15 protein-coding genes, 1 tRNA gene and 4 pseudogenes are annotated in these 19,532 nt (G+C 68.3%); 15 read left to right on the top strand and 5 right to left on the bottom strand.

Annotation, left to right across the window (positions count from 1 at the left end):
• Positions 1 to 21: 21 nt before the first annotated feature.
• Positions 22 to 777, bottom strand: coding sequence for a GntR family transcriptional regulator (locus ACSU6M_RS12110; RefSeq protein ID WP_437069467.1), 756 nt, complete (start codon positions 775 to 777; stop codon positions 22 to 24).
• Between the two features lie 79 nt (positions 778 to 856).
• Here ACSU6M_RS12110 and ACSU6M_RS12105 point away from each other — a divergent pair, with 79 nt between their 5' ends.
• The 5 genes and pseudogenes from ACSU6M_RS12105 to ACSU6M_RS12085 all read left to right on the top strand — a co-directional run bounded on the left by ACSU6M_RS12105 (position 857) and on the right by ACSU6M_RS12085 (position 5,476).
• Positions 857 to 1,135 carry a hypothetical protein gene (locus ACSU6M_RS12105; RefSeq protein WP_437069466.1) on the top strand — a complete coding sequence of 93 codons (279 nt, stop codon included), beginning with the start codon at positions 857 to 859 and terminating at the stop codon, positions 1,133 to 1,135.
• A gap of 502 nt (positions 1,136 to 1,637) precedes the next feature.
• Positions 1,638 to 1,862 (top strand): hypothetical protein, encoded by a 225-nt coding sequence (locus ACSU6M_RS12100; RefSeq protein ID WP_437069464.1) that lies wholly within the window; start codon positions 1,638 to 1,640, stop codon positions 1,860 to 1,862.
• Positions 1,863 to 1,868: 6 nt separating this feature from the next.
• Positions 1,869 to 2,593 (top strand): annotated as a pseudogene (locus ACSU6M_RS12095) (GntR family transcriptional regulator).
• Positions 2,590 to 2,880, top strand: a pseudogene (locus ACSU6M_RS12090) (hypothetical protein); the annotation flags it as partial. The pseudogenes ACSU6M_RS12095 and ACSU6M_RS12090, both read left to right, overlap by 4 nt.
• A gap of 430 nt (positions 2,881 to 3,310) precedes the next feature.
• Positions 3,311 to 5,476 carry a hypothetical protein gene (locus ACSU6M_RS12085; RefSeq protein WP_437069462.1) on the top strand — a complete coding sequence of 722 codons (2,166 nt, stop codon included), beginning with the start codon at positions 3,311 to 3,313 and terminating at the stop codon, positions 5,474 to 5,476.
• A gap of 765 nt (positions 5,477 to 6,241) precedes the next feature.
• On the opposite strand, the gene ACSU6M_RS12080 is transcribed toward ACSU6M_RS12085, so the two are convergent.
• On the bottom strand, positions 6,242 to 6,862 hold the full coding sequence (locus ACSU6M_RS12080) for a DUF4145 domain-containing protein (protein ID WP_437069461.1): 621 nt from the start codon (positions 6,860 to 6,862) through the stop codon (positions 6,242 to 6,244).
• 372 nt (positions 6,863 to 7,234) lie between these two features.
• Positions 7,235 to 7,366: pseudogene (locus ACSU6M_RS12075) on the bottom strand (NUDIX hydrolase); the annotation flags it as partial.
• Between ACSU6M_RS12075 and ACSU6M_RS12070 the strand changes: the two are divergent.
• From ACSU6M_RS12070 to ACSU6M_RS12055, 4 genes and pseudogenes are all read left to right on the top strand, one after another.
• A pseudogene (locus ACSU6M_RS12070) lies at positions 7,367 to 7,702 on the top strand (replication initiator); the annotation flags it as partial.
• Positions 7,699 to 7,896 carry a helix-turn-helix transcriptional regulator gene (locus ACSU6M_RS12065; RefSeq protein WP_437069459.1) on the top strand — a complete coding sequence of 66 codons (198 nt, stop codon included), beginning with the start codon at positions 7,699 to 7,701 and terminating at the stop codon, positions 7,894 to 7,896. The pseudogene ACSU6M_RS12070 and the gene ACSU6M_RS12065, both read left to right, overlap by 4 nt.
• Complete coding sequence (locus ACSU6M_RS12060; protein WP_437069458.1) at positions 7,896 to 8,216, top strand: hypothetical protein; 321 nt, start codon at positions 7,896 to 7,898, stop codon at positions 8,214 to 8,216. The genes ACSU6M_RS12065 and ACSU6M_RS12060 overlap by 1 nt, the downstream gene beginning before the upstream one ends.
• Positions 8,201 to 9,289, top strand: coding sequence for a tyrosine-type recombinase/integrase (locus ACSU6M_RS12055; RefSeq protein WP_437069456.1), 1,089 nt, complete (start codon positions 8,201 to 8,203; stop codon positions 9,287 to 9,289). Before ACSU6M_RS12060 ends, ACSU6M_RS12055 begins: the two co-directional genes overlap by 16 nt.
• A 166-nt stretch (positions 9,290 to 9,455) precedes the next feature.
• On the opposite strand, the gene ACSU6M_RS12050 is transcribed toward ACSU6M_RS12055, so the two are convergent.
• Positions 9,456 to 9,528 (bottom strand) — tRNA-Arg (locus tag ACSU6M_RS12050).
• Positions 9,529 to 9,849: 321 nt separating this feature from the next.
• Between ACSU6M_RS12050 and ACSU6M_RS12045 the strand changes: the two genes are divergently transcribed.
• The 5 genes from ACSU6M_RS12045 (at position 9,850) to ACSU6M_RS12025 (ending at position 17,011) form a co-directional block, all read left to right on the top strand.
• Positions 9,850 to 11,457 (top strand): dynamin family protein, encoded by a 1,608-nt coding sequence (locus tag ACSU6M_RS12045; protein WP_437069454.1) that lies wholly within the window; start codon positions 9,850 to 9,852, stop codon positions 11,455 to 11,457.
• Positions 11,458 to 12,174: 717 nt separating this feature from the next.
• On the top strand, positions 12,175 to 13,926 hold the full coding sequence (locus ACSU6M_RS12040; protein WP_437069452.1) for a GTPase: 1,752 nt from the start codon (positions 12,175 to 12,177) through the stop codon (positions 13,924 to 13,926).
• A gap of 532 nt (positions 13,927 to 14,458) precedes the next feature.
• On the top strand, positions 14,459 to 14,959 hold the full coding sequence (locus tag ACSU6M_RS12035) for a single-stranded DNA-binding protein (RefSeq protein ID WP_437069451.1): 501 nt from the start codon (positions 14,459 to 14,461) through the stop codon (positions 14,957 to 14,959).
• A 280-nt stretch (positions 14,960 to 15,239) separates the two neighbouring features.
• Positions 15,240 to 16,661 (top strand): Cys-Gln thioester bond-forming surface protein, encoded by a 1,422-nt coding sequence (locus ACSU6M_RS12030; protein ID WP_437069449.1) that lies wholly within the window; start codon positions 15,240 to 15,242, stop codon positions 16,659 to 16,661.
• A gap of 161 nt (positions 16,662 to 16,822) precedes the next feature.
• Positions 16,823 to 17,011, top strand: a complete 189-nt coding sequence (locus ACSU6M_RS12025; RefSeq protein WP_224739234.1) for a hypothetical protein — start codon at positions 16,823 to 16,825, stop codon at positions 17,009 to 17,011.
• A 62-nt stretch (positions 17,012 to 17,073) separates the two neighbouring features.
• Here the strand turns inward: ACSU6M_RS12025 and ACSU6M_RS12020 are convergent, their stop codons facing one another.
• The gene (locus ACSU6M_RS12020; RefSeq protein WP_437069447.1) at positions 17,074 to 17,625 is read right to left on the bottom strand and encodes an HAD domain-containing protein; all 552 of its coding nucleotides are present in this window, start codon (positions 17,623 to 17,625) and stop codon (positions 17,074 to 17,076) included.
• A 241-nt stretch (positions 17,626 to 17,866) separates the two neighbouring features.
• Here ACSU6M_RS12020 and ettA point away from each other — a divergent pair, with 241 nt between their 5' ends.
• Entirely contained in the window at positions 17,867 to 19,531 is a 1,665-nt protein-coding gene (gene ettA / locus ACSU6M_RS12015; protein WP_437069445.1) for an energy-dependent translational throttle protein EttA, read from the top strand.
• Position 19,532: the final 1 nt, after the last annotated feature.

Genomic DNA, 19,532 nt, shown 5'->3' with positions numbered 1-19,532 from the left:
GCACGTTTGTTTGAGGCTGAACTAGCGGTTGATCGAGATCTCGTAGACGATCTCGCACTGAGCGGCGGCCACGACGATGTCCGCCGTCTCGACCGGACGCCCTTCGTCGCTGTAGTACGTCCGCCGGATGTGCGTGACGAGCGCGGACTTCTGGATGCCAAGGAGTGAGGCCTCCTCGGCGGTCGCGTGGCGGGGTTCAGGCTGTTCGACGGCATGGCTGACCGTGATGCCGATGGCGGCCATACGGTTCACGACCCCGACACCGGCGTGCGGCCCGCCTTCCGGGAGGACGACGAGTGTGCCGGCGGTGAGGTCGTACGGCTCCCAACTCGTGGAGAGCTGCAGAGGCCTGCCATCGGCGAGGAACTCGTAAGTCGTGCGGACGCACAGGTCGCCCTCGGCGATGCCGAGCCGAGCAGCAATGTCGGCTGGCGCCGGGACCTTGGCGTCGGTCCGGCTCTCCCAGTCCCCCTGCTTGCCCAAGGCCTTCATGTCCGCACGGAACGGTGAACCGTCGGGATGCTCGCGCGCAGACGACCGCACCATGCGCACTCGCCGCCGGGGCTCGGCAACGTACGTGCCCGACCCGGCACGCCCCTCCAACACGCCCTGCGAGATCAGCAGTTCCTGCGCCCGGCGGACGACGTTCTCGCCCACCCCGCACTCCTGACCGATCTGAGCACGGGACGGCAGGCGATCCCCGGGCTCCCATACGTGCTCCGCGATCCGCCGCCGGAGTTCGTCGGCGATGCGGAGATAGGGCGGCTGCTCAGGCATATGGAAAATCTAGTCCACTAGCTCTAATCTAGTTAACTAGCTTCACTGAAAGTGATCAACGGTTGACGGAGGCTGCCCTGTGCCCGCTTCGGGAGTTAGCGCGGCGGCCATCGCTGCCCGGCTGTCCGCCGTTGGACTTTCGGCACGACTGGAGGAGTACGACCGCTACACGACGGTCGAGGTGGAGCTGCCGGAGTCACCTTCCGCCGAGTTATGGCGGGAGGTCCTGGAGGCGGTGGCCGACGCCGACCGCTTCGGCCTCCTGGCCAACAGCCTGAACGGCCGCACCCTCTGGGCGGCCGTCAACAAAGCGGCCCCCACGACGGGCGATGTCGGGGGACCGAGCCATCAGCGATAGGAGCTGAGCAGCATGCTCAACCGTATCCGCCGTGCCGCCTCGCTCACCAGGGCGCGGTACTTCCCGAGGGGTAGGCATCGCCGCTCCTTAACGCCTTCTGGGCCGCCGACCGCTGACGGAGTGCCGGCCGTCGTGGGACTGGCTCCCGTGAGCGGGAGTCACTGGCACTCGCTCCCAGATGAGGAGGTCGCGCTCGTCCGCCCGTACATGCTGGCCTGTGAGAAGCGCGCGCATGTGCGCTCTGTGGTCGTCGCGCCTCACTTACCGGCTGAAGCCTGGTCGAGCCTTGCGGGAGCACATTGATGCCTCACCGCCGACAGCCCTACATCGCGGCAGCCTCGACAGCGCCCTACAGATCGACGGCATGCCGGATCGGCACACACCCCGCCTGCTCAGAGTCCACCCCTGCAGCGGCGCCGACCGACCTCCCGGTGGTCTACGAGGCGTGCGACTGCCAATGCCACTCAGCGTCCGACTGCCCCACGCCCAGGGAGGTGCAGCGGTGATCGAACGGGCCCCTCACAGCGCGCTGGCCACCAACATCGAGGTCACGGCGGCCACCGTCCAGCGCGGCGACATCATCCAACTCGGCGGCAGGGCCCACCGGGTGAGGGATCTCTTCCAGCTCCCTCAGGGGGCCAAGCAACTCCTCTTCGAATCGGGCGAGCTGCTGACCATACACACGAGAACGAGGCTCCACGCCGTGCGCATGCTGAGAAGGCGGTGACGGCCTGTGCCTCCTCGCCATGACGACATCGCCAACGACCTCCGGCACCAGATCACGAACGGCCACATCAAGCCCGGCGAACGCCTCCCGTCCGAGACAGCCCTCGCTGACCGCTACAAGGTCAGCACAGTGACCCTGCGGCGCGCCCTCGCAGTCCTCCAGGGAGAGGGCCTCGTCGAGAAGATCCACGGCAAGGGCAACTTCGCTCGCCGCCCACTCCGCAAGATGTCGGCGGTTGGGGGACGCTAGACCCGTGGACGGCCGCTGAAGCGGCTCTACGTGTCACCGTCCACAGCAGCACGGTTCAGGCACACGGGCACCTGACGACGCTACTGAAGGTGCCCACGGGCAGCCCTCTCGCCGAACTCCGCTGCATCACCTACGCGGGAGACTCCCCGCACGGCCTGGCCCGCGTCTACACCCCGCGCGACCTGGCACCCGCCGGAGTACTCGACGACGAGTCATCGCACCGGGAAGCAGCCAGGAGATTCGCCTTTCTTGGCCCGCCGCCGGCGGCTGTCCAGGAGACGGCATGCGCCCGCCCACCAACACCGGACGAAGTATCGACCCTCCGTACCCATTCAACCGCACCAGTCCTCGCGATCACCCGTGTGGCGACCGACTCCACCGGGCGAGTGGTGGAGGCCGCACTTCTGGTGTTCCCAGGAGACCGGGTCGATGCGGTCTTCACCACCCACCGCGTGACGGACGAGAGGCAGACACAACCATGACGCCACCGAATGACCTACGCCTCCTCCCATGGTCGGGACCGGAGGGCAAACCCTGCTACCTGAGCACCGACGACAGGGGCGGCTTCATGTCCTGCCTGGCGGACAACATCGAGGCGGTACAGCTCGGAACAGCGGCAGAACTGCTGGAACATGCCTCGGAGACCCTCGACGACCAGGACACGGGCCCGGAAGACCTGCGCCGGCTGGCGACGGAACTGACCGGGGCTCTCGCTGACGTGCTCCGCGTGGCGACCAGCCGCGGTCTCCTCCTGGCGGTGAGTGAACCGCGCATCGGCCCTGAAAGCTCGTTGCGTGCGGCGACGGCTGACGGCGTACACACGATCCACTTCAACGGGGGAGTTGCCGGGTCCGAGATTCCGGGCGACTCCCCCGTTCGCCATGTGCTGCACTCCCACCGGTCTCGCCGCGCTGGCGCCCCCGTGATGGCACGATCTTCCCAGCTAAAGGCTTGGGCCTTCGGGTGGCAGTTGCTGCGCCGACCTGCAGTTGAGTGGCATTAGTGCCTGCGCCGCACCCGTGACCCGTACGCGCAGTTACCAGGGGTTCCCGGCACAGTCCTGCCGCACCGGGGGCAGTTTTGGCCACACGTCGCCACGATCATAGCTAGTAGGTAGACAAAAGAACGAATCCGAGGACAGGGGGCCGCTTGCCATGTTATGCATGTAAGTTCACGTGACCTGCGGGTGGGGAGAAGGCGTGCTTCTTAGTAATTTGGTCAAGCTCTGCGGCGTGCAAGAGTCTTGGGTCGGCCTAATTTCTGACTCAAAGGGGGTGCGCGAGGAACACACACCAAAGGAAAACTATGTCATTCCGGAGATGCGCATTACGCACGCCAGCGACCCGGTGACTCCTTCACTCATCCTAATTACAGCACCAGCCGCCGTGGGTAAAACAACAGCAGCACGCTATCTGAGCCACGCGCTGAAGGCCCCCATTGTCGACCTTTCAACCCTCCATGTAGGTAGCAATGCACTCGAAGGAGCATTGTGGAAATCAATGAGTCCAGGAAAAGCTGGAAACTACGTCGAAGAGATGAAGCGCGGACGAGCAACACTGATCATTGATGCCCTTGACGAGGCGGAGATCAGATCTGGTCAGGCGAACTTCCAGGCGTTTCTTCGAGATGTCGCCGAGACTGCATCAGATATGTCAGGTAAGCCCGCCATGATCATGCTATCTCGGGCTGAAAGTGCGCGATCCTTGACTGATCTATTCAAGGAGCGCAATCTTCAATACTCCCATTTTGAAATTCTTCCCTTCGGGCGCACCCAAGCCGAAACATATCTGGATTCTCGCATGGTCGAGGTGTACGCAGCCTCGGGCAAAGAGGCCGTACACCGCCGCTATCTTGCCCCCTATCAAAAAGCTCGGGACACCTTGTTTTCGCTTCTGGCTTCCGTTATTTCCAACGGAACGCCCGACATTTGGGAGAATGCTTCCGTTCGAGATTTCCTCGGGTATGCACCGGTCTTGGATGTTGCTGCGGAATTCTTGGCGGTGGACAACTTTACAACACTGCATCGAAATTTTTCGTCTTCAGATGCGGCAGGGGGTACAGCACATTGGCATCTAGTTGCGCAAGTTATTGATCATCTCCTGATTCGAGAACAGGATAAATTCGTAGCTCAGTTTGTTGAAACTACCGAATTTAAGTCTTTCGGGAATCTCCGTTTGTCGCCTGCTCTATATTCCCCCGAGGAGCAGTGCACCCGCCTCCTTGATTATGTGGAAAACATTCCGACATCGGTAGAGTTGCCAGCCCACCTGCCCGAGCATCTGCGGGAACCTTATGAAGTGGCCGTTGCTGCACAGATGGTGAACCATCCGTTCTTGCGTGGTTCCGAGTGGTTCAATGTAATCTTTCGTGATTACGTCACGGCGCGATCGCTAGCAAGCGTCACGACCGCGGGTGACTCTGGGGCGTCAATCCGGAGTCGGCTGCTCTCTTCCGAGTGGAAGCATTCGCCGATGCTTGCGTATTTCACGCATGCTCTCACACGGGTTACGGGGAGACATGTGAGCACTTGCCACTCAGAGCTCTTCGGGGCCCTGTACGAATCCTTCAAATCAATGTGCGGCGCAGGAGACACGCTGCACTTTACTGCAGGCAGGAGTGGCAGCAGGCTGATCGCGTACTACGCTGTATCGTCAAAGCGGCAAGATGAGATGTCTCTTACCATGGCACCGCTGGGCTTTGCTTCACACGAGGGAAATCTGACCTTAATGTTTCCGCGGGAGTTGAGCCACGCGGAGATTTACGAAGTGCCGGAGGTGATGCTCGGAGGTGAAGGAAACTCGTTCAAGTTCGGGCCAAACGTCTACATTTCCTGTCATGACTTGCTCGTCATGGCCAAAGAAATCCAGGTGTTCGGTAGGGGAAACGACTCAGAAACGCCGGTCCTCTTGAACGTCGCGAACCTCATAAGTGAGAACGTGAAGATTCGGGTCGAATCCGCACGCCTTCACGTGCTCTGTAGTGAGCTGTCTTATCCGTGGACGCAATATCAGAAAAGGCTGAACCCCACCAAGCTGCACTCAAATGCCCGTGAGGCGTCAGCCCTATACCTGGAACTGCGGCGTATCGTCCTGCGGTTCAAAGACGCGAAGAAGGGGGAGGCGGCCCTCTTTCAGCCATTCGTGGACAACCTTATTATTGGCGAGAACCGGAGAGCACGCACTGCGCTGGACTTTCTGCAAGAAATTGGTTGCGTGGAGCTCCGAAATAGCATGTACCTGCTCGACCTCGCAGAGTTTGCCAAGTTGGGTATTTCGCGACCCCAGCTTCGAGAACTTGAAATGTCTGAGGCTGTAGCGGCTGTCAGCCAGAAGCTCGTCGAATTCGCGTCGCGTACTGGGCGATAGTTCATATGTTGGGGGTCGTCGTGGTTGCACGAGTGGGGCCTTTGCTTCCTTGAGTGCCGAACTCGTGATGTCGTAACGGCTATCGCGGTCTATGTAGGAGGGCGAACTTCCCGCTGCGCGCCAGCAGTTCAGTGAAAGATTTCGGCTCCAGGCTGCGGAGCGGTTCGCCGCGTGAGGGAGTGCGGGTCGGCATCCGCCCCTGCAGCGATAGCGACAGACGTAGAGGGCAGGGTGGTCGGCAAGCACTCCGGTCTCAGTGAAGAGTGGTTCAGGCAGCTAGAAGCGAATCTGGCCAAGGGGGCGGCCGCACATGGTCAAGAAGACCACCGCTGGGCTTCTGGAGTGCAACGGCTGGTCCGGCTAATCCCGGTCCGACGCGCTCGCGAGCGGGATGACGAGAGGTGGCCGGCGGGTCAAGGAGGTGTGGTTCTGGGCGCAAGACTCGCGTGCGGCTCGTGGAGTCTGGCTTGTCTTCGCGGATTAGGCCGGATTCTCCACAACACCGCCGCGAGCCAAGACCTGGTCCAGCGCAGCCATGCCCCGGACGTACGGGTCCGCGCCCGGCCCCGCAGCGGATATCGATTGCGGCGCTTGCCAGCTACAAACCCGGCCACCGCTCTGTGCTGAGAAGACGAGCGACGCGACAAACGCAAGAGCTTCTTCTGACGCGACCACCGAAAGTCGCTGATGGCCGACACGGATGAAGGTTCGCGCGACATCAGAAAGCACAAAGGGGCACATGCTTATGCCTTCGTCGAGTCGCGTCTACTTGCCCCCTGCCGTGCCGTTTTCAGCTAGTTCTTCGAGTTCGCCCGGCACCTCGAAAAGGTTCCGCAGAAGTTGCGTAGTGAAGCGGAGCGCTCGCTCTGCCGTGTCGTGATCCACTCGTTCATCGCTTGCATGGGCGCCCACATTGCCGATGGATCTGATGTGATGCAGGAGGGGCCCAAAAGACTGCGTGACGTGGCCGTCCTCGATCAGCTTCTCGATGCTCTTCATGAGGATTTTTTCTTTGATCTCATAGTGAGCTGACGCGGCTTCCAGTGTCCGCCTGAGCTGAACGGCAGCAGCGTCTGGCACGCCAACACGCAGCACGAGTAGGGCATCGTTGTAGTAGCGCGCGACATCATCTGGCAGGTGGTTGATGTCTGTTTTGGCGTGGGAGGAGGTCGGTACTACCTCGTACGCTTTGGTGTCGTCGCTGTTGGGGGCGCCATGACGCACCAGGACGGCATTTCCGCATGCTGGGCATCCGAGCGTCGCCCAGTACTTCGGCTCGCCCCATTTATTAATAACTTCCTGATCGATGTTGATGGTGGCCAGCCGTGTGTTTGTGAGACCGCACCACGGGCAGTCGCGGAATGAGTATCGCTCGTCCCAAGGCATGCGCGAAGACTAGCCGCCTAGCGAGAGCTGGAGGGGCCCTTTCCGAAAGGTCGGTGGAGCGGCTTTGGGCGGGAGCTGCTTTGGGGCGAGTGATCATGGCCCCGTAAGCTTCCGGCGCGTCGGGCAGTCTGTGGACCTGCCCGGTAAAGCACGACGTTGGGGCCATGATCTTCGAGGCTCGCCCCAAAGTGGCTGCCTAAAGCCGTGGAGCCGACCGCCCCAGCCACATAGGGTTTCTCCCCATCGCCCTGCCCGCAGCCGCCGAGCGCGCCGCCGGGCGCGGCCAGCCGGGGCGAAGACAGGAGGCAGGCCGCGCCGCAGAGGCGGCGCGCGCCCGCGCCGTGCGCGGGCCTTGATGAAGTAGGGAAAGTCTTATCCCGCTGGGATGAGGTGCTTGCCGTCGTGGCTCCGTACATGGGGGCCGTTGCCGTCCAACGCGTCCAGGAGCCTGATGGCGAACACCTCGGCCATGCGCTCGCTGACCTCGTCGGGTGTCAGCCACGCCGCGACCTGGACAGCCTCTACCCGGACCGCCGCCTCTGGGCCTGGGCCCACATGCTCGGCTTCCGCGGGCACTTCTCGTCCAAGTCGCGTACGTACCCCACCACCCTCGGCGCTCTCCGCCAGGAACGCGCCGACTATCGGGCCGCCCAGGAGCGCGATGCCCTCGGCCTGGACGACGCCGAGCCGGACACGGTCCTCGTCCTGACGGACTGGCAGTACGCCGGCCACGGCCACACGCCGGGTGAGGCTGCCCTTGCCGCGACCATCGCCCGCGGCCTCCAGACGAACCGCGAGACCGCCCGCGAAGCCCTCCTGAGTGAAGGGAGCAAGGAATGACCACGGCCGTCCGGTCACGCAGCATGCTCACCCTCGCGGAGGTCTGCGAGGAACTGGCCATCTCTCGATCGACCTTCTACGACTGGCGGGCCAAGCGTCGTGCTCCGCGTTGCATCAAGCTCCCGAACGGCGACCTTCGGGTCCGGCGGAGCGACCTCGAACACTGGCTCGACGACCGTGAGGACGCCGCCTGATGGAGACGACGTACGACGTCAAGGTCTACAAGATCCTCACCTACAAGGGTGCGCGGAAGAACACGTGCACCGTGCGGTGGGTCGTCGCGGGGAAGCGCTGGCGTGAGCCCTTCGACACGGTCGCGCTCGCGGAAGGCTTCCGCTCCGAACTCATCAGGGCGACGGGCAAGGGCGAGGCCTTCGTCGTCGCCACGGGGCTTCCGGTGTCCCACCGCTCCAAGGCGGCGGCCATGAGCTGGTACAAGTTCGCGGTCGAGTATGTGGACGCCCGTGGGCCCAGCTCGGTGGCAACAGCCGTAAGAACATGGCCAAGACCCTGACCGCGACCACCGTCGCCCTGCTGAAGGCCAAGCCGACCCAGTTCGAACCGGCGGCCGTGCGCACCGCTTTGCGCGAATGGGCGTTCAACACCAACCGACGCCCGGACGCGCCGCGGGACGTGGTGGCCATCCTGCGGTGGGTCGAGCGGAACTCCTTGCCCGTCTCGGCCTGGGAGGACCCCGAGAAGGTTGACGACGTTCTCCGCGCCATCGATACCCGGCTGGACGGCAAGCAGGCGGCGGCCTGGTCGCGGAAGCGCAATCGCCGGATTCTCAACGTCGCCATGAAGTACGCCGTCCGGCGGCGCATCCTGCGGGCCAACCCTCTGCTCAAGGGCAAGGAGTCGACGGCTGCCGTGAAGACCTCGAACGCTGTCGACAAGCGATCGTTGCTGAATCCCGAGCAGGCGGCTGCGATGCTCGGCTGGATACGGAGCCGGCCGCGTGGCGGTAAGCGACTTCACGCCTTTTTCGCCACCCTGTGCTACTGCGGTCCCCGGCCCGAGGAAGCCGTGGCCATGCGGGTGGAGGACGTGGCCCTGCCCGCGCCCGACGCCGACGACCAGTGGTGCGAGCTGCTGATCCACACGGCAACCCCGGAGATCGGGAAGCAGTGGACCGACACCGGGGAGATCCACGAACGACGCGACCTGAAGGGGCGTGCGGAGGGGGAGACGCGGACCGTGCCGGGGCATCCGGCTCTCACTCGCATCCTGAGGCAGCACATCGAGGACGAACAGCTCCAGCCGGGTGACCTGCTGTTCCAGGGGGAGGGTGGCGGCTTCCTCGCTGGTTCCGTCATCCGTCGGGCGTGGCGCAGTGCCCGTAAGGCCGTGCTTCCCCCGCACGTCGCCGAGTCGCCTACCGGCCGGCGCGTCTACGACAACCGGAACACGCGCCTGACGAAGTGGCTCAACGATGGGATTCCGCCCGCCCAGGTGGCGGAGTGGGCCGGGAACAGCGTGGCCGTGCTTCTGGCCACGTACGCCCGCTGCATCGACGGGCAGCTGCCGGATCTGAAGCGGCGGCTGGAGGCTGCGGGCGACCTGCCGGAGGCACCTGGCCTCGGCTGAGAACTTCGACACGTATTCGACACGGCCACCCGCGAAAACCCGGTGACAGCCGGACAGCCCCGGAGTCTGCTCTTGATCGTCGAGAGGGGACCCGGGGCTGACGTGTGTCGAGCTTCACCCGGTCTGACCAGCAAAAATGCCCTCCCAAGGGGAGGGCGGAAGCTTGCGCCCCCGGCAGGACTCGAACCTGCGGCCAAGCGCTTAGAAGGCGCCTGCTCTATCCACTGAGCTACGGGGGCCGGTGTGGTGGCCTGTCGTCATGGTGCCCGGGTGTGGGCGGGTCCCTGACGTCGCCGGGGACAAGGATAGGGCTCCCTGATCCATGTCCCTGTCGCCTCGCCTCCGTGGCTCGATGTGGAGGTTCGGTGAAGCGGTCCTGATAATCGCAGGCAGTTACGAATCGTGCAGCGCTTTTGACGTCTGGAACCACGGGTGTTGTGCACTCGTTATGCCTGACCTCGGCCGGTGTCCCGGTCGCCCCTTCCGCCCCTTGTGTCCGGTCGGCGCGCAGAGATGTCTATATGCTTCAGAATTCCCCTAAAATTGGGCATTCTTCGCATGTGGTGACCTTGGACGTACGGCCTCAACTGCTCGACGCACTCTCCGCCCTGCGCGACCGTGTCGCCGCCGCACGCTTCCCGCTGCCCCTGGCGGGGGCCCCACGCGCGCGTGCCAATCGCGACGAGCTGCTCGCGCAGCTCGACGACTACCTGGTGCCCAGACTGAGAGACCCCGAAGCACCGCTGCTCGCCGTCGTGGGCGGATCCACCGGGGCCGGCAAGTCGACCCTGGTCAACTCGCTCGTGGGCCGCAGGGTCAGCGAGGCGGGAGTGCTGCGGCCGACGACCCGGACGCCGGTGCTGGTCTGCCATCCGGAGGACCATCACTGGTTCAGCGGCATGCGCGTGCTGCCCGACCTCACGCGCGTATGGGTGCCCGAGCAGGAGCCGACGGACGATCTGCTGCTGCCCGGCCGGCACCCCGCGCGCGTGCTGCGCATCGAGACCGCCGACACCCTCCCGCGCGGCCTCGCCCTCCTGGACGCACCCGACATCGACTCCCTCGTCGCCGACAACCGGATCCTGGCCGCCGAGCTGATCTGCGCCGCCGACATCTGGATCATGGTGACCACGGCCGCCCGGTACGCCGACGCCGTGCCCTGGCACCTGCTGCGCACCGCCAAGGAGTACGACGCCACCCTGGTCACCGTCCTCGACCGGGTGCCCCACCAGGTCGTCTCCGAGGTCTCCCGCCAGTACGGCGCCCTGCTCACCAAGGCCGGCCTCGGCGACGTGCCCCGCTTCACCGTGCCCGAGCTGCCCGAGTCGGCCTGGGGCGGCGGACTGCTGCCCGCCACCGCCGTGGCCCAGCTGCGCGCCTGGCTCGTCCACCAGGCCCAGGACCCCGGCGCCCGGCAGCACTCCATGGCCCGTACCGCGTACGGCGTCCTCGACTCGCTCAAGTCCCGCATGCCCGAGCTGGCCGGTGCCGCCGCCGCGCAGTACGCGGCCGCCCTGCGGCTCACCGCCGCCGTCGACGCGGCCTACGACAGCGAACACACGCGCGTGCGCGGACGGCTCCAGTCGGGGGCCGTCCTCGCCGGGGGCGCGCTGAAGCGGTGGCGGGCCTTCCCCCTCGACTGCACCGCCGGGGAACTCCTCGACGCCCTCGTGGACAGCCTCGGCGCCCTGCTGCTGTGCGCCGTCACCGCCGCCGACGAGCGCATCGACGACGCCTGGCGGCGCGAACCCGCCGCCGACGCCCCCGAGCTGCGCGCCCGCGACCCCGAGCCGACCAGCGCCGAGCACCGCATCGGGATGGCCGTACGACGCTGGCGGCGCGAACTGGAGGAGTACGCCGAGGAGGAGGTCCGCGACCTGGAACGCGGCCAGGCCCCCGACCCCGAACTGCTCGCCGCGCTGGTCGCCACCGCGCTGCTCGGCGGGCGCCGGGCACGGTCCGCGGGCGAAGGGCTCGCCGAGCGGCTCGGCGCCCACGGGGCGCTGCGGCTGCGCGACCGCGCGGGGCGCCTCCTCGCCGAGTACGTCGATCGCGTGCTCCACGTCGAACGCGAGCGGCGCCTCGCCCCTCTCGACGCCCTCGACGTCCACCCCGAGCCGCAGGCCGAGCTGATCGCCGCGCTGTCCGTACTGCAGAAGGAGAGGTGACCGGTGACCGCTCTCGCCGATCAGGACCACAGCGATCACACCGATCACGCTGATCGCATCGATGACAGTGGTCGCAGGGATCACGTGTCCAACGGGGATACGGCGGTTGATGCCACGCAGTCCGAGGGAAGCGCGGAGGCGGAGGGTGCGGTGACTCCTTCGGAGGCCGAGGGGAGCGCGTCTGCGGAGGCCGGGCAGAGCGTGTCCTCGGGAAGTGAGCCGAGCGTCTCCGAGGAGGCTGCCGTGCAGGAGACCGCCACGCAGGAGACCACCGCGCGGGAGGAGCGGGACGAGGAGCCCGGCGAGGAGCGGCACGCGCGCGTGCCCGCGGACGGTGCCTCCCCGCGTACGGACGGCGGGCGGGCCCGTGCGGTGGCGGACACCGGCTCCGTGCGCGTCGGCACGGAGGGAGCCTCCCCGCGTACGAGCGCCGGGCGAGCTCGCGCGGTGGCGGACACGGGGTCCGCGCGCGTGGGGGCGGCGGAGCTGTCCCGGCGTACTGAGCAGGGGGAGACAGGGAGTGCGCGGCGTATCGAGCAGGGGGAGTCAGGGGTTGCGCGGCGTACCGAGCTGGCGGAGCCAGGGGATGCGGGGCGTGGCGAGCAAGGGCGGTCGGGGGATGCGGGGCAGGGTGCGTCCGGGGGTGCGCGGCGTGAGGTCGAGGGGGTGTCTCGTCGTGGCGACGAGGGGGCGGGGCGCCGTGCGGACGGTGCACGCGTGCGGGGGGAGGCCCGGCGGGGCGACGGCGGGGACGGGCGGCGCGGTGAGCGTGGAGAGGGGGCGGGGATCGTGTGGGACGACGGGCTGATCGCGCGGCGGGTGAACGAGGGGGAACAGGCCGTGGCGGAGAGCCGGGTGTCCGTACCGCAGGACGCCGCTCCGCTCGCGTACGACGGGGCGCTGCGCTCGCGGCTGGACGCGCTGCGCGAGCTGGTCGGACTCTCCCGCACCCGGCTCGACAGCCGCACGCTCGCCGAGGCGGGCCGGGTGCTGGACGAGGCGGCCGCGCGGCGCAGGCTCTCCGGGCAGCACACGGTCGTCGCCATCGCGGGCGCGACCGGCAGCGGTAAGTCGCAGCTGTTCAACGCGCTCGCCGGGGTCACCATCTCGGAGACCGGAGTCCGCAGGCCCACCACCTCGTCGCCCATCGCGTGCAGCTGGAGCGACGGCGCGGCACCCCTCATCGACCGGCTCGGTATTCCCGGCCGGCTGCGGCGGCGGCCGGTGCAGGGTCCGGAGGGGGAGGACCAGCTGCGCGGTCTGGTGCTGGTCGACCTGCCCGATCTCGACTCGGCGGCCGTGGAGCACCGGGAGCAGGCGGACCGCGTGCTGGCCCTGGTGGACGCGATCATCTGGGTCGTGGACCCCGAGAAGTACGCCGACGCGGTCCTCCACGAGCGCTATCTGCGACCCCTGGCCGGACACGCGGAGGTCATGTTCGTCGTCCTCAACCAGATCGACCGGCTGCCCGGCGAGGCCGCCGAGCAGGTCCTGGACGATCTGCGCCGGCTGCTGGACGAGGACGGGGTCGCACTCGGCGAGTACGGCGAACCGGGCGCCCATGTGCTCGCCCTGTCCGCCCTCACCGGGGACGGGCTCGGTGAACTGCGGGAGTCCCTCGGCCGGTTCGTCGCCGAGCGCGGGGCGGCTGCCCGGCGTATCGCCGCCGACCTGGACGCGGCGGCGGCCGACCTGCGGCCGGTGTACGCCACCGGGCGGCGGGCCGGGCTCAGCGAGGAGGCGCGCGACGAGTTCGCCGCCCGGCTCGCGGACGCCGTGGGCGCCGCCGCGGCGGGCGAGGCCGCCGAACGGGCGTGGCTGCGCAACGCCAACCGGGCGTGCGGGACGCCGTGGCTGCGGCTGTGGCGCTGGTACCACGACCGGCGCGAACCCCCGACCGGGCGGCTGCCGCTGCGCTCCCAGGCCGACGAGGAGGCCACCGCGCGCCAGCGGGTGGAGCAGGCGGTGCGGCTCGTGGCCGACCGGGCGGCGGCCGGGCTGCCCGCGCCGTGGGCGCAGGCGGTCCGCGAGGCGGCGGCGCGTGGTGCGCACGGGCTGCCCGAGGCGCTGGACGAGCTCGCGAACCGTGCCGGACTGCCGCCGGGGCGGCCGCCGCGGCCCGGCTGGTGGCCGGTGGCCGTGCTGGCCCAGGCCGCGATGACGCTCCTCCAGGTCGTCGGCGGGCTCTGGCTGGTGGGCCAGATCGTGGGCGTCATGGCGCCGAACCTGGGGGTGCCGGTGCTGCTCATGGTGCTCGGCATCGTCGGCGGTCCGCTGGTCGAGTGGGGCTGCCGGATCGCCGCCCGGGGGCCCGCACGGCGCTACGGGCAGGAGGCCGAACGCCGGTTGCGGGAGGCGGCCGCGGGGTGCGGGCGGGCGCGGGTGCTGGATCCGGTGGCGGCGGAACTGCTGCGGTACCGGGAGGTTCGGGAGCAGTACGGGAGGGTCATCGGGGCCGGGGTGGGCTGAGGGGGGGGCTGGGGAGCGTCCGGGGCTGAGGTCGGGGGTGGGGGCCGGGAAGCGTCCGGGGCTGAGGCTGGGCGCGGGGCCAGCATGGCCGGGCGTGGGCCGGGGAGCGTCCGGGACTGGGGGCGGGGCCGGCATGGCTGGGGCGGGGGCTGGGGAGCGTCCGGGGCTGAGGCTGGGGGGCGAGGCCGGCGTGGCTGGGCCGGGCGTCGAGGGTGTGTGTGGGGTCGGTGGCTCGGTGGGTGGCTGGTTGGGTGGCGAGTGTGTTGCCGCCGTGGTGGCTCTCACCTGGGCGGAAGCTGCTCCGCGACTGCAACGGACTCGCCCCGCACGGGTGTCGGGCCCCTGTGGGTGACGGCCGGCGCTCGGCGGTTCACTCGGGTGGGTGGTGGGGTTTTCCACAGATGTGGGGGCGGTCCACAAGGCGCGGTGGGGTGGGGGTGGCGGGCGGCAGTCTGGCGTCGCAGGCGTACGGGACCGGCCCGTACGCGAGGTCCGCCCGGCGGGAGACGGCCGGGCGCGGGAGGGGTTAGCGATGAACGAGACGATCATCTGCGCGGTGGGCAATGTGGCGACGCAACCGGTGTACCGGGAGCTGGCGGCGGGGCCGTCGGCGCGGTTCCGGCTGGCGGTGACCGCGCGCTACCTGGACCGGGAGAAAGGGGTGTGGACGGACGGGCACACCAACTTCTTCACCGTGTGGGCCAACCGCCAGCTCGCCGTCAACGCCGCCGCGTCGCTGAGCGTCGGCGATCCCGTGGTCGTCCAGGGGCGGCTGAAGGTGCGCCAGGACGTGCGGGAGGGGCAGAGCTGGACGTCGGCCGACATCGACGCCGTGGCGATCGGCCACGATCTGGCGCGGGGCACCTCGGCCTTCCGGCGGGGTGGTGTCAGGGCGGAGGCGGCGGACGCCGGCGGGGCGCAGCGGTCCGAGCCCGAGTGGGAGACACCGGTGGCGTCCGCGGGGGAGACGGAGGAGGACGGGTCGGTGTCCTCCGAGCGTCAACTGGAGGGCGAGACAGCTGCGGTGACGTGACGTCAGGGTGATGCGGGACGGTCGGCCGGCCGACGTGTGGATCATCGGCGAACGAACGGTGAAGGAACCGGTGGATTTGTCGATAAGCCCTGCTCGTGGGCCGGTTCCGGCGATAACGATTGCGATTCGGATCATCGCTGCGGCGATATGGCGGGGAAGGGCGGTCCGTCGCCTCCCTAGGATGCCGGACATAGCTCTTGGGGCTTCTGTTGCTGCTGGTGGGACCCGGGTCCGGTCCGCCGGGTCGCTCAACTGGTCCTGCTAGAAGGGGATTTGTCTGATGTCTTCGCTCTCCGTGCCGACCGTCACGGGCGTGCGCAGGCGGGGCGCGGCGCGCCTGGCCGCCGCGACGCTGGTGTCCGGGCTCCTCGCCGTGGGCGCGCTGGCCGGCGCGGGCCATGCCGCCGCCGTCGACGCGGCCGCGCGGGGACAGGGCGGGGCGATCGCCACCATGGGCGGTCTGGAGACGTACGGCACGGCGGTGATCCACGGCGAGGACGGCGACCAGGAGGTCCCCGCGGGCCTGTTCGAGATGTCCGTCGAGGGCGGCGGCACCCTCCAGACGTACTGCGTCGACCTGTACAACCCGACGCAGCGGGAGGCCAAGTACCACGAGACGTCCTGGAGCGGGACCTCGCTGGGCGGCAACAGGAACGCCGGCCGGATCCGCTGGATCCTGCAGAACTCCTATCCGCAGGTGAACAACCTCGCGGAGCTGGCGCGGAGGGCGGGTACCGGGGCGGGGCTGACCGAGCAGGACGCGGCGGCCGGCACCCAGGTGGCCATCTGGCGCTGGTCCGACGGCGCGGACGTGGAGGCCGTGGACCCGCAGGCCGAGCGCCTCGCCGACTATCTGGAGAAGAGCGCCCGTGTCCTGCCGGAGCCGCGGGCCTCGCTGACCCTGGAGCCGCCCGCGGTCTCCGGGCGGCCCGGCGGACTGCTCGGTCCGGTGACCGTGCGGACCAACGCGGAGGGCGCGACGCTGATCCCGCCCGCGGACACGGTGGCCGACGGGGTGCGGGTCGTCGGCAAGGACGGCAAGGAGCTCACCGTCGCGAGGGACGGCAGCCGGCTCTTCTTCGACGTCCCGGAGGACACGGCGGACGGGCATGCCGAGGTGACCGTGCAGGCGTCCACCACGGTGCCGGTCGGACGTGCCTTCGCCGCCGAGAGCCGCAGCCAGACGCAGATCCTGGCCGGGTCGAGCGAGTCCACGGTGTCGGCCACGGCGAGCGCGACCTGGGCGCAGAGCGGCGCGATACCGGCACTGTCGGCGCGGGAGAACTGCGCCGAGGGCGGTGTGGACATCACCGTCGCCAACCCCGGCGACGAGCCGTTCACCTTCGAGCTGATGGGCCTTGAGCACAGCATCCCGGCCGGCACCTCGCGCACGGTGACCGTGCCGCTCCAGGAGGACCAGGCATACGACTTCACGATCAACGGGCCCGGCGGATTCGAGAAGCGCTTCACCGGCGTCCTCGACTGCCGCACCCAGGCGGACACCATGGCCGACGAGCACACCCAGCTCATGACCGAGCCCAGCCCCGCCACCGTCGGCGGCACCCCCGCCGACGTCAACCTCGCCAAGACCGGCGGCTCCGCCACGACCCCCCTCATCGGCGGCGCCGCCATCGCCCTCCTCGTCACCGGCGGCGCGGCCCTGCTCCTCCTCCGAGACCGCCGACCGACGTCCGGCGACTGACGACGGGTGCCGGACCCCCGGCACCCGTGCCAGAAAGGACCTGGCCGCCTTCATCCCAGCGCGTAGGGATATTGCGTCGCTGGACGGCTCCCGCCTCCGTATGGTCTGCGCCGGGGCCGGGGCTGGACAACGGCACACGCTGTGCGGGGAGCTGGGGGACGGTGAGCAGGAGACGCTATGTGGCCAGAGGGGTGCCGGGCGGCTACCGCATCTGGGACAACCGAGGCCGTCGATGGTGGGGCGATCTCTACGAGTTGTGCCCCGACGACCTCTTGGCCGAGCTCAACGGTCAGGCGGACCAGGCTCGGATCACCGCGCTGATGAAGCGCTACCGGGCGCAGAAGCGATAGCCCCACCGAGTGCCGGACGGCGACGGCGCGAACCGCAAGCGCGCCGGATCCAGATGCCGACGCTACGGCCTGCCGGCGGCCGTAGGGGGACGCTCCGGCCCGTTCCGTGCGACGCCACGGAGCCAACCGGCGAGCGCGGCGAAGTCGGCGTCTGTGAGGCCCCTGGTCGGATCTACGCGATGCAGCAGCGCCGGGCCGGGGTGGCCGGCAGCCACCCACTGCCGATCCATGGCGCCGATCTCGTCGTCGACCCAGATGAACGGCCGCCCGTCGGCCCGTGCGACAAGGGGGCGGGTCTTCCAGTGCAGGCCGCGCGGGCCTGGCTCGGCGGCGTCCGGCCAGTCCAGCACGGGCAGATTCGGCAGTCCGATGCGCAGGGCGATGACCTCGTTCGCCTCGTCCATCCACGTCGTGGCCCAGATGAGGTCGCAGCCCAGGGCCAAGAGGCGGGCTCCGGTTCCAGGGTCGAGGCGCCTCAGCAGTGGGTTCTCCCCATCGGCAGGCGGCGAGGCGGGGGCGGCGACCGCCGATGGGTGACCGGGCACCGACCCGAACGGGATGAGCGGACCGTCGACGTCGAGAAAGAGGAGAGGGCGGCCCCCAGCGCTGGTCATGGCGGCACGGTAGCCCCGCGCGGCGGGGAAGCGGCACCCCCGACCCGGGCCGCCGCCGGGTCGTGCAGGGCGCCCGAGGCCGGCCGGTCCCGAGCGGCAGTGACAGCCGTCACGCCGGCGACCGGCGTGAAACCCCAGGTCACAGCCCCCCGACCATACGTATTTCCCCCCAGGGGTAGCCGTCCGGCAAGATGGGGTGTATCTGCCCACTGCCTGATTTCAAGCTGCCGGACGGTTTCTCTTGGCTGAGTTCATTTACACCATGCGCAAGGCGCGCAAGGCGCACGGCGACAAGGTGATCCTCGATGACGTCACCCTGAACTTCCTCCCCGGGGCGAAGATCGGCGTCGTCGGCCCGAACGGTGCCGGTAAGTCGACCGTTCTGAAGATCATGGCGGGGCTGGAGCAGCCGTCGAACGGTGACGCGTTCCTGTCGCCCGGGTACAGCGTGGGCATCCTGCTGCAGGAGCCGCCGCTGAACGAGGAGAAGACGGTCCTGGAGAACGTCCAGGAGGGCGTCGCCGAGATCAAGGGCAAGCTCGACCGGTTCAACGAGATCGCCGAGCTGATGGCGACCGACTACTCGGACGCGCTCCTCGACGAGATGGGCAAGCTCCAGGAGGAGCTCGACCACGCCAACGCGTGGGACCTCGACGCCCAGCTGGAGCAGGCCATGGACGCCCTGGGCTGCCCGCCCGGCGACTGGCCCGTCACCAACCTCTCGGGTGGTGAGAAGCGGCGTGTGGCGCTGTGCAAGCTGCTGCTCGAGGCCCCGGACCTGCTGCTCCTCGACGAGCCCACCAACCACCTCGACGCCGAGTCGGTGAACTGGCTGGAGCAGCACCTGGCCAAGTACGCCGGCACCGTGGTCGCGATCACCCACGACCGGTACTTCCTGGACAACGTCGCCGAGTGGATCCTTGAGCTCGACCGGGGCCGCGCCTACCCGTACGAGGGCAACTACTCCACGTACCTGGAGACCAAGCAGACCCGTCTGAAGGTCGAGGGACAGAAGGACGCCAAGCGCGCCAAGCGCCTGAAGGAAGAGCTCGAGTGGGTCCGCTCCAACGCCAAGGGGCGGCAGGCCAAGTCCAAGGCGCGTCTGGCCCGCTACGAGGAGATGGCCGCCGAGGCCGAGAAGATGCGGAAGCTGGACTTCGAGGAGATCCAGATCCCGCCGGGCCCGCGCCTGGGCAACATCGTCGTCGAGGTCAACAACCTCAGCAAGGCGTTCGGTGACAAGGTCCTCATCGACGACCTCTCCTTCACGCTGCCGCGCAACGGCATCGTCGGCGTCATCGGGCCGAACGGCGCCGGCAAGACCACGCTGTTCAAGATGATCCAGGGCCTGGAGCAGCCCGACTCCGGTTCGATCAAGGTCGGCGACACCGTCAAGATCTCCTACGTCGACCAGAGCCGCGAGAACATCGACCCCAAGAAGACCCTGTGGGCCGTGGTCAGCGACGAGCTCGACTACATCAACGTCGGTCAGGTCGAGATGCCCTCGCGGGCCTATGTCTCCGCGTTCGGCTTCAAGGGCCCCGACCAGCAGAAGCCGGCCGGTGTGCTCTCCGGTGGTGAGCGCAACCGCCTGAACCTCGCGCTCACCCTCAAGCAGGGCGGCAACCTGCTGCTCCTCGACGAGCCGACCAACGACCTCGACGTCGAGACCCTCAGCAGCCTGGAGAACGCGCTGCTGGACTTCCCCGGCTGCGCCGTCGTCGTCTCCCACGACCGGTGGTTCCTGGACCGCGTCGCCACGCACATCCTCGCCTACGAGGGTGACTCCAAGTGGTTCTGGTTCGAGGGCAACTTCGAGTCGTACGAGAAGAACAAGATCGAGCGGCTCGGCCCGGACGCGGCGCGTCCGCACCGTGCCACCTACAAGAAGCTGACCCGGGGCTGAT

The sequence above is a fragment of the Streptomyces sp. enrichment culture genome, from assembly GCF_964272895.1.
GTDB lineage: Bacteria > Actinomycetota > Actinomycetes > Streptomycetales > Streptomycetaceae > Streptomyces.
The sequence above is the reverse complement of the archived record's forward strand: the minus strand, read 5'-3'. Positions and strand labels throughout refer to the sequence as shown.

Coding starts and splice junctions, on each gene's coding strand:
- ACSU6M_RS12110 (WP_437069467.1), bottom strand. CDS start 777: ATGCCTGAGCAGCCGCCCTATCTCCGCATCGCCGACGAACTCCGGCGG.
- ACSU6M_RS12080 (WP_437069461.1), bottom strand. CDS start 6,862: ATGCCTTGGGACGAGCGATACTCATTCCGCGACTGCCCGTGGTGCGGT.
- ACSU6M_RS12065 (WP_437069459.1), top strand. CDS start 7,699: ATGACCACGGCCGTCCGGTCACGCAGCATGCTCACCCTCGCGGAGGTC.
- ACSU6M_RS12060 (WP_437069458.1), top strand. CDS start 7,896: ATGGAGACGACGTACGACGTCAAGGTCTACAAGATCCTCACCTACAAG.
- ACSU6M_RS12055 (WP_437069456.1), top strand. CDS start 8,201: ATGGCCAAGACCCTGACCGCGACCACCGTCGCCCTGCTGAAGGCCAAG.
- ACSU6M_RS12035 (WP_437069451.1), top strand. CDS start 14,459: ATGAACGAGACGATCATCTGCGCGGTGGGCAATGTGGCGACGCAACCG.
- ACSU6M_RS12030 (WP_437069449.1), top strand. CDS start 15,240: ATGTCTTCGCTCTCCGTGCCGACCGTCACGGGCGTGCGCAGGCGGGGC.
- ACSU6M_RS12020 (WP_437069447.1), bottom strand. CDS start 17,625: ATGACCAGCGCTGGGGGCCGCCCTCTCCTCTTTCTCGACGTCGACGGT.